The organism is Euzebya sp., from assembly GCF_964222135.1.
Taxonomy (GTDB): domain Bacteria; phylum Actinomycetota; class Nitriliruptoria; order Euzebyales; family Euzebyaceae; genus Euzebya.
The window spans coordinates 39108-51992 of record NZ_CAXQBR010000019.1; the positions used below are offsets into that span (position 1 = coordinate 39108).

Consider the following 12885-nt stretch of genomic DNA (forward strand, 5'->3'; position numbering starts at 1 on the left):
GTTGCCTCCTAGCCGTGCGCAGAGGCCATGATCGCCTCGTCGACGTCGCGGCCCTGCTCCTCGGCCAGCGCCGCGGCATCGAGCACGCGGCGGTAGTCCTTGGGCATGACCTTGCGGAAGTGGCGGCTGTTCGTCCGCCACCGGTCGAGGATGCGGGCGGCCAGCATCGAGTCGGTCTCGCGGTGGTGGGCGCGGACGGTCTCGCGGAGGAACTCGATGTCGTCCTCCTCGAGGGCTTCGAGCGTCACCATGTCGAGGTTCACCAGCGGGTCGAAGGTGTTGTGCGGGTCGTAGACGTACGCGATGCCGCCGGACATGCCGGCGCCGAAGTTCCGCCCGGTCTGGCCGAGCACCACGACGCGACCCCCGGTCATGTACTCACAGCCGTGGTCGCCGATCCCCTCGACCACGGCGAGGGCGCCGGAGTTGCGCACGCAGAACCGCTCGCCCACCACGCCGCGGATGAACACCTGCCCGCCGGTGGCGCCGTAGAGGATGACGTTGCCGGCGATGATGTTCTCCTCCGGCACGAAGTCGGGGTGCCGGTCATCCGAGGGCCGCAGGACCAGCCGGCCGCCCGACAGTCCCTTGCCGACGTAGTCGTTGGCGTCCCCCTCCAGGCGCAGGGTCACGCCCTTCGGCAGGAACGCCCCGAAGGACTGGCCGGCGGACCCGGTCAGGTTCGCGACGATCGTGTCGTCGGGCAGGCCGAGGGACCCGTACCGCTTCGAGATCTCGTGGCCGAGCATCGTCCCGACGGTCCGGTTCAGGTTCTTGATCTCGAGGTCGACCTCGACGCGCTCCTGGCGCTCGAGCGCGGGCTTGGCCAGGCGGATCAGCTCGTTGTCGAGCGCCTTGTCGAGCCCGTGGTCCTGACCCATCGCCGCGAAGCGGTCCTGCTCCCACGGCGTCTCGGGCTCGACCAGGATCGGGGTGAGGTCGAGCCCACTCGCCTTCCAGTGGTCGACGGCGTCGGCGACGTCGAGGGCGTCGACGCGGCCGATCGCCTCCTCGAGGGTGCGGAAGCCGAGGGCGGCCAGGTGCTCGCGGACCTCCTCGGCGATGTAGCGGAAGAAGTTCTCGACGAACTCCGGCTTCCCGGTGAAGCGCTCGCGCAGCTCGGGGTTCTGGGTGGCGACGCCGACGGGGCAGGTGTCGAGGGGGCAGCCGCGCATCATGATGCAGCCGCTCACCACCAGCGGGGCCGTGGCGAAGCCGTACTCCTCGGCGCCGAGCAGCGCGGCGACGATCACGTCGCGGCCGGTCTTCAGCTGCCCGTCGGTCTGCACCACGATCCGGTCGCGCAGGCCGTTCGCCATCAGCGTCTGCTGGGTCTCGGCCAGCCCGAGCTCCCACGGCGTGCCGGCGTGCTTGAGCGAGTTGAGCGGCGACGCGCCCGTCCCGCCGTCGTGCCCGCTGATCAGGACCACGTCGGCCTTGGCCTTCGCGACGCCGGCCGCGACGGTGCCGACCCCGACCTCGCTCACCAGCTTCACGTGGATCCGCGCGGAGGGGTTGGCGTTCTTCAGGTCGTGGATCAGCTGCTTGAGGTCCGCGATGGAGTCGATGTCGTGGTGCGGCGGGGGGCTGAGCAGGCCGACGCCGGGGGTGGAGTGGCGGGTCTTCGCGATCCACGGCCACACCTTCTGGCCGGGCAGCTGCCCTCCCTCCCCGGGCTTCGCGCCCTGGGCCATCTTGATCTGGATGTCGTCGGCGTTGGTCAGGTAGTTCGCCGTCACGCCGAAGCGGCCCGACGCGACCTGCTTGATCGCGCTGCGGCGCAGGTCGCCGTCCTCGTCGGGCAGGAACCGCTCCTCGTCCTCCCCTCCCTCACCGGTGTTGGACTTGGCACCCAGCCGGTTCATGGCGATCGCGAGGGTCTCGTGGGCCTCCGCCGAGATGGAGCCGTAGCTCATCGCGCCGGTGGAGAACCGCTTGACGATCTCGCTGACCGGTTCCACCTCGTCGATCGGGACGGGGTCGCGGACCCCCTCCTTGAGCGCGAAGAGCCCCCGCAGGGTCGCCAGCCGCTCGGACTGGTCGTCGACCAGCTTCGTGTACTCCTTGAAGACCTCGTACTGCCCGGTCCGGGTGGCGTGCTGCAGCTTGAAGACCGTCTGCGGGTTGAACAGGTGGTACTCGCCCTCGCGGCGCCACTGGTACTCCCCGCCGACCCAGAGGTCGCGGTGGGCGGCCTCGGTCGGGTTGTCGAGGTGGGCGAAGCGGTGGCGGCGGGCCACCTCCTCGGCGATGACGTCGAGGCCGACGCCACCGAGCTTCGAGGACGTCCCGGTGAAGTACGCGTCGATGACCTGCTGGGACAGCCCGATGCACTCGAAGACCTGGGCGCCGCGGTAGCTCGCGACCGTGGAGATGCCCATCTTGGACATGACCTTCAGGACGCCCTTGGTCATCGCCTTGACGTAGTTGCGCACCGCCTGCTTGACGGTGAGGTCGCCGAGCTGCCCCTCGTCGGACAGGACCTGGATGGAGTCGAACGCGAGGTAGGGGTTGACGGCCGCGGCGCCGTAGCCGATCAGCAGCGCCATGTGCTGGACCTCGCGGGCGTCGCCGCACTCGACGACCAGCCCGCACATGGTCCGCTGCTTGGTGCGGACCAGGTGGTGATGGACCGCCCCGGTCAGCAGCAGCGACGGGATCGGGGCGAGCTCGGCGTTCGAGTGGCGGTCGGACAGGATGATCGTCCGGGCGCCCTCGTCGATCGCGGCGGACACCTGCTTGCAGATGTCCTCGAGCGCGTCGGCCATCGCCTCGCCGCCGCCGGTGACGTCGTAGAGCCCGTCGATGGCGAACGCGCCGAACTCGGGCCGGTCGCCGTCGTCGTCGATGTAGGCGATCTTGGCCAGCTCGTCGTTGGTGATGATCGGGCTGGGCAGGACGATCTGGCGGCACGCCTCGGGGCCGGGGTCGAGCAGGTTGCCCTCCGGCCCGAGGGTGGTCTGCATCGACGTGACCATCTCCTCGCGGATCGCGTCGAGCGGCGGGTTCGTCACCTGGGCGAACAGCTGCTTGAAGTAGTCGAAGATCATCCGCGGCCGGTCGCTCAGCACCGCGATCGGCGTGTCGGACCCCATCGACCCGATCGGCTCGGCGCCGGTGCGGGCCTCGGGGCCCAGGAGGATCTTCAGGTCCTCGGTCGTCCACCCGAAGGTGCGCTGGTGGCGGACGACGCTCGAGTGCTGCGGCGTCAGCATGAACCGCGGCGGCAGGTCCTCGAGGTACAGCTGGCGCTCCTCCAGCCACTCACCGTACGGCTCGGCCTCGGCCAGCTCCCGCTTGATCTCGGTGTCCTCGATGATCCGCCCCTGGGCGGTGTCGACGAGGAACATCCGACCGGGCTGGAGACGGCCCTTCGTGATGATCGTCGACTCCTCGATCGGCAGGACGCCGGTCTCGGACGCCATCACCACGAGGCCGTCGGAGGTGACGCACCAGCGCGAGGGGCGCAGCCCGTTGCGGTCGAGGACCGCGCCGACGACGGTGCCGTCGGTGAAGGTGATCGACGCGGGCCCGTCCCACGGCTCCATCATCGAGGCGTGGTAGCGGTAGAAGTCGCGCCGCCAGTCCGGCATGTCCGGCTGGTTCTCCCACGCCTCGGGGATCATCATCAGCACCGCGTGTGGCAGGCTGCGACCGGCGAGGTGGAGGAGCTCGAGGGCCTCGTCGAAGCTGGCGGTGTCCGACGCGTCGGGCGTCATGATCGGGAACGCGCGCTCGAGGGCGGCCTGGCGGGCGGCGGGGTCGCCGACGCCGAACACCGACGACTCGAAGCGCCCCTCCCTCCCCCGCATCCAGTTGCGGTTGCCCATCACCGTGTTGATCTCGCCGTTGTGGGCGACCATCCGGTAGGGGTGGGCGAGGGGCCAGGACGGGAACGTGTTCGTCGAGAAGCGGCTGTGGACCAGCGCCAGCCCGGTCTCGTACCGCTCGTCGGACAGGTCGCCGAAGACCTCGGGCAGCTGGAGGGTCGTCAGCATGCCCTTGTAGACGATCGTCCGCGCCGACAGGGAGGGGAAGTACACCCCGACGGTGTGCTCGATCCGCTTCCGGGCCACGAAGCAGACCCGGTCGAGGTCGATCCCCTCCTGCCCCTCGGTGCCCGCGACGAAGAGCTGGCGGAACACCGGCTCGGCGTTCAGCGCGAAGGACCCGAGGGAGGAGTTGTCGACCGGCACCTCGCGCCAGCCGAGGACCTCGAGGCCCTCCTCGGCGCAGATCCGCTCGACCTCGGCGACCGCGTGGTCGGTCCCCTCGGTCGGCAGGAACGCCATGCCGGCGGCGTAGTGGCCGGCGGTCGGCAGCGGGAAGCCGCAGGTCGCGGCGAACAGCAGGTGCGGCAGCTGGGTGAGGATCCCGGCGCCGTCGCCGACGTTCGCCTCGGCGCCGGTCGCGCCGCGGTGGTCGAGGTTGCAGAGCGCCCCCAGGGCGTGCTGCACCATCTGGTGGGAGCGACGGCCGTGCAGGTCAGCCACGAAGGCGACGCCGCAGGAATCGTGCTCGCGGGCGGGGTCGTACAGACCCCTGGTGGGAGGGGTGGGCATGTCCACTTCCGTTGCAGAGTCGAACAGAGGTTCAGGCGCTGCACCGTCGGGACGTCGTTGGCCCAGCAGGCACCGACGCCGAACGGTAGCCCAGACACCCCTCACCGTGCCAGCCGGGGATGTCGAGGGGGTTACCCCCGCGCGACGTCTACAGCCAGTACGGCCGGGCGGCCATCGCGGGGCGCAGGTGGCGACGCACCTGGACGTGGTGCCCCTCGGTGGCGGTGTGCGGTCGAGGACGCGGTGCCGCCGTCAGATCCGGTACCGACCCGTCGGGGCCCTCTGGGTCGACGACGCGCGCGACCGGCTCGGACCCGGTCAAGTCGAGGATGACCTCGATGTCGTCGGCCAACCCCATCGAAGAGCCAGCGGTGGCAGAGCGGCACAGCGCCTCGATCGCCCGATCCCGGCCGTAGAGCTCTGTGAGGGCCACGGCTGCGGCATCGGTTCCCGCCTGCTCCACCAAACCCCGCGCCACCTCACGGATCTGCGCGTCGTCGGGTTCGTGGAGCCTCACCCTGTCGAGTGTGAGGGACCGCTGTGCAGATGTACAGCAGAAATCCTCAGGTCGGCGGTGCGCCTGCCGAGGGGGGTCCGAGCTCGGCCCTGGCTCAGGCGGTGGCCAAGGCGGTGGCGCGGGCGGTCGCCAGGCGGATCGTCGAGGTGCGGCCGTGGACGACGCGGAGCGCGTCCACGGCCGAGCGCACCGCTTGGATGCGGGCGGCGTCCCGGACCGGGTTGCGGGGGATGGGGGTGCGGTCGCGCAGCGAGTCGGGGAGCGCGGCCACCGCGGCGGTGGCGACGGCCTTCCAGCCGGCGAGTCCGACCCCGGTGAGCGGCGGGTCCATGAGGAAGGCGAGCGCCTCCCGGGCCTGGTCGCGGGCCTCGAGCTCGTCGAGGAAGCCGGCGAGGGTGGCGTCCAGCTGGGCGCGGCTCTGCGGCAGGTGGCCCTCGACGACCATCGGCAGCTCCACCTCGCCGTGGCGCAGCGCGGCGAGCCACCCCGGGTCGTCGGCCAGGCGGCGGAGGTCGACGCGCTCGTCGAGCAGCGCCGCGGCGACTGCCTGCTCGGCGACGAAGCGGTCGGCCACGTCGGGCGGGACGGGGTGGGGGCCGAGGAGGTCCCAGACGGTGAGGACCGACAGCGTCAGCCCGAGCGACACCCAGGTGAGGAGGCGTGGGTCGTCGGCGCGGTACGGCTCGCCCTCGGGCGTGGCGCCGACCACGCGGCGGTGGGCGCCGCGGGCCCTGAGGCTGGCGGCGACCGCCTCCCCCGTGGAGCCGCAGGTGACCGCCTGGACGTAGCCGGCGGTCCGGTGGAGGCGCCCCATCAGGTCCTCGGCGAAGCTCGAGTGGTCCGTCACCCCGGCCATCGCGCGGGGGTGGAGGGTCTGGATCATCAGCGCGTTCAGCCCGGTCACCGCGATGCAGGGGTCGCTGAACAGCTGCCAGGTCGCCGACCCCGGGCCGTTGAGGCCGGGGTCGCCCGGGTCGACGGTCGGGTCGAGCGGCGCGCCGAACATCGATCGCATCGCCGCCTCGGTGCCGCGACGCAGGACCGGGATCCCGTCGGGGACGAGCAGGGCCGGCAGCGCACCGGGCCGACGGCGGCGACGCCAGACCGCTCGCGCGGAACGGCCCACCGCGTGGCCGCCTGGGATGGTCGCCGTCATGGGTCCCATCCTGGCGCGTGGGCGCGCCGTCGTGCCACGCAGATCTGAGCGGTGGCGCCGCCGGCGGAGCTGAACCCCAGATCTGGGTTCTGGCTCGCACCCACTACCACGCAGATCTGAGCGGTGGTACCGCCGGCGGAGCTGAACCCCAGATCTGGGTTCTGGGGAACACCGCCGGACACGGCTGGGTTGTCCGCGGCATGAGCACCCTGCGACGGCTGAGCGCGTTCACCGACGACCTCGACGGCGGCAACCCCGCCGGGGTGTGGATCGGCGAGAGCCTCCCGACGGCGGCGGCGATGCAGGCGATCGCCGCGGACGTCGGCTACTCCGAGACCGTCTTCGCCACGCCGACCACTGGCCGGCAGCGGACCGTGCGGTACTTCTCACCGAAGGCGGAGGTGCCCTTCTGCGGCCACGCCACGATCGCGCTGGGCCACGCCCTCGCCGATGTGGAGGGGGAGGGTGACTACGCCCTCGACACCCCGGCCGGGCACGTGGCGGTCACGGTCACCCGCGACGACGACGGGGCCCGCGTGGCGACCCTCACCTCCGTCGCCCCCTCGCACGTCGACGCCGACGACGAGCTGGTCGACGCGGCCCTCACCCACCTCGGCTGGTCCCGTCAGGACCTCGACCCCGCGCTGCCGCCGGCGGTCGCCCACGCAGGCGCCCACCACCTGGTCCTGGCCGCGGCGACCCGCGAGCGGCTCGCGGCGCTCGACTACGACGTCGAGGGCCTCCGGGACCTGATGCTCGACCGAGACCTGACCACCGTCGCGCTCGTCCACCTCGAGTCACCGACCACCATCCACGCCCGCAACCCCTTCCCCGTCGGCGGGGTGGTGGAGGACCCCGCCACCGGGGCGGCGGCCGCGGCGCTCGGCGGCCTGCTCAGGGCCCGCGGGCTCGTGACCCCGCCGGCGGACCTGGTGATCCACCAGGGCGTCGACATGGGCCGTCCCAGCACCCTGGCGGTGCACATCCCCGCGAGCGGCGGGATCGCCGTCGGCGGCCGTGCCGTCGAGCTCGCCGACCCCGATCCGGGGACCGGGCGGGCTCAGGCGAGCGGCAGCGCCGACACCACGGCCTCGGCGTCGTCCGGGCCGTAGGTCACCGCGAGCCGGTCGCGGAGCCCCTCGGGCGCGACCGCGTAGCCCTGCGGGCCGGACGTCTCGAGCGCCATGGTGGCGACCGCGCAGCCGAGCTGGCCGCAGCGGTCGAGGTCGAGCCCGACGGCCATGCCGCTCAGGAACCCGGCGCGGTAGGCGTCGCCGGCGCCGGTGGGCTCGAGCGCCACCCCGTCGGCGGGGGCGACGGCGGGGAGCGAGCTGGTGGGCTCGCCCGACCGCTCGATCGTGGCGCCCTTGGCGCCGTGGGTGGTGACCAGGACGCCGACGCGGTCGGCGAGCTCCTCGTCGGTCCACCCGGTCTTCGATGCGATCAGCCCGCGCTCGTAGTCGTTGCAGACCATGTAGGCCGCGCCCTCGACGAGCTCGCGGATCTCCTCACCCCCCATGCGGGCCAGCTGCTGGCTGGGGTCGGCGAACAGGTCGATGCCGAGCTCGTGGGCCTCGCGGGTGTGGCGCAGCATCCCCTCCGGCCCGGCGGGGGAGACCATCACCAGGTCGATCCCGCCGTTGCGCGAGGCGACGTCGGCGAGGGAGATCTCGTGGGAGTCGCTCATCGCGCCGGCGTAGAACGTGGCGATCTGGCTCTGCGCGGCGTCGGTGGTGCAGAGGAACCGCGCGGTCGCCTTCTCCGAGATGTGCACGCCGCTGCAGTCGACGCCGTGCCGCTCGAGCCACTGGCGGTAGCCGGTGTCGAAGTCCTCGCCCACCGCGCCGACCAGCAGGGGGCGGACGCCGAGCTGCCCCATGCCGTAGCTGATGTTGGCGCCGATTCCGCCGCGGTGGTGGGTCAGGTCGTCGGCGAGGAAGCTGAGGCTCAGCCGCTCGAGCTGCTCGGGCAGGATCATGTCCGCGAACCGACCGGGGAAGGTCAGCAGGTAGTCGTCGGCGATCGAGCCGCTCACGGCGATGCGCATCGGTCAGGTCCCCTCGAGGGTGTCGGCGAGCACTTCACCCTACCCAGCCGGCGTCCGGCAACCCGTCCGCGTCGTGGCGGGGACGGTGTCGGCGGGCCAGCGCGTCGAGCCGGCCGGGGGCGACGTAGCCGATGACGTGGCGCCCGGTGCTGCGGACCGCGGCGAGGGCGCGTCGCGGGAGCGCGGCGCCGGCGAGGAGGAAGACGTTCCCGGGGTCGCGGAGGGCGGCCACGCCGGGGGAGCCAGCCGCCACGACGTCGGCGAAGACCGCGCGGGCAGCCGCGACCTGCACGCCGAGCCGGCCCCAGGGCTGGTCGTCGACGACGTTGACGACGTACGCCCCGCCGGGGGTCAGGACGCGCGCGACGTCAGCCATGAACTCCACGGTCGTGAGGTGCGCCGGGGTCTCCTGCCCCTCGAACGCGTCGCCCACGACGACGTCGACGGCGTCGTCCGGGATGCGGGCGAGGGCCTTGCGGGCGTCGGCCTTGCGGACCTCGAGCCCGGGCCCCGGGCGCAGCCCGAGCTCGCGCTGCGCGAGGCGGATGATCGCGCCGGTGCGCGCGACGACCGGCTGGTGGAGGTCGGGTCGCCGCACGGCGATCGCCCGCGGGATCGCGAACGCCCCGCCGCCGAGGTGGAGGACGGTGCCGCCGTCGTCGGGTGCGAGGGCCAGGGCGAGCGCCGCGAGCCGGTCCTGGTAGTCGAGCGCCAGCCGGGCCGGATCCTGGGGGTCGACGTGGCCGTGGACCGCGCCGTCGATCATCAGCGTGCCGGCGCGTGGGCGTGCGGGGTCCGCTCGCACCTCGGCGTGGCCGACGGCGGTGTCGGCCGAGGGCGGCCGCCGGCGATGGCGTCCTCCTCGCGCGCGGGGCATGGCCCTCCAGGGTATGGCGAGGCCGAGCTGGCGGGATCGCGGCCGCTCAGACCCCGTGGGCCCAGTGGACGACGCCCTCACCGGCGAGGGTGACCCCGTCGTCGTCGGCGCGGACCAGCGCGGCCTGCCCGCGGGTCAGGTCGACGGTGCGGTCGCCGCGGCGGGGCTCGCCACCGCGGAGCTGGGCGCACCCCTCGGTCACGAGCGCGATGCCGGGCCCGGTCACGCCGACGTGGCCGTCGCCGTCGAGGACCGCCCGGGTCAGGCCGAAGGCACCGGAGTCCACGCGGTAGGCGTGCACCGGCCCCGACGGCGACTGCACGTCGGGGGTCATCGGGGCGGTGTCGAGGAGGCGGCGCAACTCGTCGACGTCGACGTGCTTGCTGGTCAACCCGCCGCGCACGACGTTGTCGCTGGGTGCCATCACCTCGACGGCGACGCCCTCGAGGTAGCTGTGCAGGTTCCCCGCACCGAGGTGGAGGGCCTGCCCCGGTTGCAGCACGACGTGGTTGAGGAGCAGCGCGACCACCACCCCGACGTCGCCGGGGTATGCGGCGGCCAGCCGGCCCGTCCACGCGAGCTCGTCCTCGAACCCGCTGACGGCGACGACGGCAGCCGCGCGGGTGACCTCGTCGACCAGGTCGGCCACCGCCTCGGGGTCGAGCGCGAAGAGCCACTCGACCGCGCCGCCGAGCCGGGCGGCCGGGTCACCCGGCCCGGACAGCACGTCGACCAGCGGCCCGAGGCCCTCGACGCGCAGGCACCCCAGCAGCACCGCCGTCCGGTCCGGGGCGCGCAACCCGCACTTGGCGCTGAACGGCGTGAGCGCGCAGACGATCTCGGGCTTCGGGTGGGGGTCCCGGTAGGTGCGCTCAGGGGCGTCGCGGGGGATGCCCGCCGCCTCCTCGCGCTCGAACCCGGCGCGGGCCTGGACGGCGTCGGGGTGGACCTGCAGCGACAGCGGTCCGCCTGCGGCCAGGACCTTCGCGAGCAGGGGGAAGTCGTCGCCGCCGTCGGGACCGAGGATGCCCTCCGGGTCAGCGGCGACCGCGTCGTCGAGGGTGGTGCCGGCGTCGACCAGTCGCGAGGGGCCGCCCGGGTGCGCACCGAACCACAGCTCGGCGTGGGGTCGACCGTCGGCGTGGCGGCCGAGCAGCTCGGGGATCGCCGACGGGTCGCCCCAGTGGTAGTGGCGGATCTCCCCCTCGAGGCGTTCCACGTCGCGACCTCCGATGCGCCCCGGCGGGCGCCCGCCGCATGCGACGCCGCCCCCGGCACCGGGTGGGGCGGGGGCGTCGGGAGGTGGGGGCGTCTGGTGGGCCTACTCGTCGTCGAGGTCGCCGAACCAGCCGGGGCCGCCGTGGTGGCCGGGCCCGACGCCACCGGGGCCGAACCCGCCCGGACCGGCCCCGCGCAGGCCCATGCCGCGGAGGCCGAACCCGCCGAGCAGACCGCCGTCCTCGAGGTGCTCATCCAGGGCCTCGCGCATCCGCTCCGCCTGCTCCTCGGTGATCGAGCCGTCGGCCAGCTCCTCGTCGATCACGCTCTCGGCCACCGCACGTGTGGCTGCGGTGATGTCCTCGACGCTGACGCCGAGCTCGTCGGCGAAGCGCTGCAGCAGCTCCTCGGCGCGGGCGGCCATGGCCTCGTGCCGCTCCTCGAGCAGCTCGAGGGCCTCGTCGCGATCGGGCCGGTCGTCGTCATCGTCGTCATCCTCGTCGTCCTCATCGTCGTCGGGGGTCTCCGCCGGCGGGTCGTCGCTGGGGTCGTCCTCCTGCGCCGACGAGATGCCGACGGGGGAGAGGAAGAGCAGCGCCGCGATCACCGCGGCCAGCAGGGTCGTCACCATCGTCTTGGTCGCTGCGGTCATGGGATCCTCCTCGGATCGGGGGTGGGTTCGACCACAGCGTGGGTCAGCACCCTGAGAGGACCGTGAGAACTGCTGCGGGTCCGCGCCGGGGTCAGCGGCTCGGATCGAACGTCGCCTTCACCAGCCCCGGATCCGCGGCCGCGGCGCCGCGGTACAGCTCGGGTCCCTCCGACAGCGGCCGGCCCGGGTGGGTGACCACCTCCGCGACCGGCACCCGAACGTCCCCCGCGGCCACGAGCGGCACCAGCTCGTCGAGGATCGCCCGCACCGGCGCGCGTCCGGCGCGGATGGTCAGGTTGCGGTCGTAGGCCTGCACCGGCGGGATCGCGAACGCCGGTGCGGTCTGGACGGCGATGACCGACACGGTCCCTCCCGGCCTCACGAGGTCGGCGGCCAGGCGCTGGGCCGCGGGCGGGCCCGCGGCCTCGATGGCGGCGTCGACGACGAGCCCCTCCACGGCGTCGGGCGTCCGCGCCTCCGCCCCGAGCGCGACGGCGGCGTCGCGACGCGTCGCCGCCGGGTCGATGGCGACCACCCGGTCGGCTCCCTGCGCGAGCGCGGCGGTGACCGCGCAGAGCCCGACCGCGCCGAGGCCGACCACCGCGACCGCGTCGCCAGGCGCCACGTCGGCGCGGCGGGCGGCGTACCACCCGGTCGGGAGGTTGTCGCTCAGGAGGAGGGCGGTGGCGGCGCCCAGCTCGTCACCGATCGCGACGAGCGAGCCGTCGGCCAGCGGCACCCGCACCTGCTCGGCCTGCCCGCCGTGCAGGACCGGCCCGTCGGGGTCCGGGTCTCCCCAGCCCAGCAGACGGGAGCGCTCGCACCGGGAGGTCAGCCCGCGCCGGCAGGCTCCGCAGATCCCGCAGGACAGGCTGAAGGGGACGACCACCCGGTCGCCGACCCGCACACGCCGGACGGCGTCGCCGACTGCGGTGACGATGCCGACGACCTCGTGACCGGGGACGACGCCGGGGCGGGCCGGCTCGTGTCCGCGGTAGGGGTGCAGGTCCGAGCCGCACAGGCCCGCGGCTTCGACGGCGACGACCGCGTCGTCCGGGTCCTCGACGACCGGGTCGGGCAGGTCATCTCTGAGGACGATCCGTCCCGCACCCTCGAACACCAGGCCGCGCATGCCCGCAGGGTACGTGCAGGGTCGGTCCACCCCTGCCTGTGGACGACCGGGGTCTCGGGACGCGCCCGCCTGGCAACCTGTGGACGTGGTGGACATCACGATCGCAGAGACCCTCCCGCCCTGGACCGCCGGGGTCGTCGACGCCGTCCTGTCCTGGGCGGACGTCGACGTGCGGGACGTCGCGCTGCGGGTCAAGCGGCACGGCATCCGGCGGGCCTGGTTCACGTCCTGCGACGACCGGCGCTGCCCGCTGGTGGCGACCCCGCCGACGTACGTGGAGGGGCCCGCCGCGGGTCGGGGTCACCTGTACGCCCGCAAGCGGGATCTCGGGGTCTGCCGCTCCGCCAACCCGGTCGTCACGGTCGACCGGACCCGCCACTGGGTGACCGGCCGGGCGTACCACGGCGTCCCCTACCCGCGGGCGGTGCCGCCCGGCACCAGGTTCGTCGTCACCCTCAAGGTGCCGCAGGTCATCCCCGACGGCCTGCTCCCGGCCGACCGCACGTACCACCGCGCCAAGTCCGCGGGCGCCAGCCGGATCGAGACGCCGGCCGACGACCTGGTCCTGGTCCTGGCCCACGAACTCCACCACGTGGACCAGTTCCGCCACGGACTGCCGCGCAGCGAGGTCGACGCCGAGCGCGCGGGCCAGGCCGTCCTGCGCGCCTGGGTGGCGGCCCGCCGGCCTGGCGCGCAGCCTGCCGCAGTGGGCCGGGCGGTCTGA

The 12885-nt window shown here is 73.7% G+C and carries 10 protein-coding genes; 2 read left to right on the forward strand and 8 right to left on the reverse strand.

What is annotated here, in order from left to right; all coding sequences use genetic code 11:
- Positions 1-8 precede the first annotated feature (8 nt).
- From gltB to ACEQ2X_RS04680, 3 genes are all read right to left on the reverse strand, one after another.
- Positions 9-4562: a glutamate synthase large subunit gene (gene gltB / locus ACEQ2X_RS04670; protein WP_370324613.1), complete on the reverse strand. Its 4554-nt coding sequence runs from the start codon at positions 4560-4562 to the stop codon at positions 9-11.
- Positions 4563-4710: 148 nt separating this feature from the next.
- A complete protein-coding gene (locus ACEQ2X_RS04675) occupies positions 4711-5079 on the reverse strand; it encodes a hypothetical protein (protein ID WP_370324614.1) in 369 nt (122 codons plus the stop codon).
- Between the two features lie 94 nt (positions 5080-5173).
- A complete protein-coding gene (locus ACEQ2X_RS04680; protein ID WP_370324615.1) occupies positions 5174-6235 on the reverse strand; it encodes an oxygenase MpaB family protein in 1062 nt (353 codons plus the stop codon).
- A gap of 200 nt (positions 6236-6435) precedes the next feature.
- Between ACEQ2X_RS04680 and ACEQ2X_RS04685 the strand changes: the two genes are divergently transcribed.
- Complete coding sequence (locus ACEQ2X_RS04685) at positions 6436-7347, forward strand: PhzF family phenazine biosynthesis protein (RefSeq protein WP_370324616.1); 912 nt, start codon at positions 6436-6438, stop codon at positions 7345-7347.
- Here the strand turns inward: ACEQ2X_RS04685 and ACEQ2X_RS04690 are convergent.
- The 5 genes from ACEQ2X_RS04690 to ACEQ2X_RS04710 all read right to left on the reverse strand — a co-directional run bounded on the left by ACEQ2X_RS04690 (position 7296) and on the right by ACEQ2X_RS04710 (position 12161).
- Positions 7296-8282 (reverse strand): carbohydrate kinase family protein, encoded by a 987-nt coding sequence (locus ACEQ2X_RS04690; protein ID WP_370324617.1) that lies wholly within the window; start codon positions 8280-8282, stop codon positions 7296-7298. The two genes, ACEQ2X_RS04685 and ACEQ2X_RS04690, sit on opposite strands and share 52 nt — an antisense overlap.
- Positions 8283-8316: 34 nt before the next feature.
- Complete coding sequence (locus ACEQ2X_RS04695; RefSeq protein ID WP_370324618.1) at positions 8317-9159, reverse strand: fused MFS/spermidine synthase; 843 nt, start codon at positions 9157-9159, stop codon at positions 8317-8319.
- A 46-nt stretch (positions 9160-9205) separates the two neighbouring features.
- Complete coding sequence (gene manA / locus ACEQ2X_RS04700; RefSeq protein ID WP_370324619.1) at positions 9206-10378, reverse strand: mannose-6-phosphate isomerase, class I; 1173 nt, start codon at positions 10376-10378, stop codon at positions 9206-9208.
- A 102-nt stretch (positions 10379-10480) separates the two neighbouring features.
- Positions 10481-11029, reverse strand: a complete 549-nt coding sequence (locus tag ACEQ2X_RS04705; RefSeq protein ID WP_370324620.1) for a hypothetical protein — start codon at positions 11027-11029, stop codon at positions 10481-10483.
- Positions 11030-11120: 91 nt separating this feature from the next.
- Positions 11121-12161, reverse strand: a complete 1041-nt coding sequence (locus ACEQ2X_RS04710; protein ID WP_370324621.1) for an alcohol dehydrogenase catalytic domain-containing protein — start codon at positions 12159-12161, stop codon at positions 11121-11123.
- An 88-nt stretch (positions 12162-12249) separates the two neighbouring features.
- On the opposite strand from ACEQ2X_RS04710, the gene ACEQ2X_RS04715 reads away from it, so the two are divergent.
- Positions 12250-12885 (forward strand): hypothetical protein, encoded by a 636-nt coding sequence (locus ACEQ2X_RS04715; protein ID WP_370324622.1) that lies wholly within the window; start codon positions 12250-12252, stop codon positions 12883-12885.

What these genes read in the sequence shown, in the direction of transcription:
- gltB (WP_370324613.1), bottom strand. Translation starts at nt 4,562, where the DNA reads ATGCCCACCCCTCCCACCAGGGGTCTGTACGACCCCGCCCGCGAGCAC.
- ACEQ2X_RS04680 (WP_370324615.1), bottom strand. Translation starts at nt 6,235, where the DNA reads ATGACGGCGACCATCCCAGGCGGCCACGCGGTGGGCCGTTCCGCGCGA.
- ACEQ2X_RS04685 (WP_370324616.1), top strand. Translation starts at nt 6,436, where the DNA reads ATGAGCACCCTGCGACGGCTGAGCGCGTTCACCGACGACCTCGACGGC.
- ACEQ2X_RS04690 (WP_370324617.1), bottom strand. Translation starts at nt 8,282, where the DNA reads ATGCGCATCGCCGTGAGCGGCTCGATCGCCGACGACTACCTGCTGACC.
- ACEQ2X_RS04695 (WP_370324618.1), bottom strand. Translation starts at nt 9,159, where the DNA reads ATGCCCCGCGCGCGAGGAGGACGCCATCGCCGGCGGCCGCCCTCGGCC.
- ACEQ2X_RS04705 (WP_370324620.1), bottom strand. Translation starts at nt 11,029, where the DNA reads ATGACCGCAGCGACCAAGACGATGGTGACGACCCTGCTGGCCGCGGTG.
- ACEQ2X_RS04710 (WP_370324621.1), bottom strand. Translation starts at nt 12,161, where the DNA reads ATGCGCGGCCTGGTGTTCGAGGGTGCGGGACGGATCGTCCTCAGAGAT.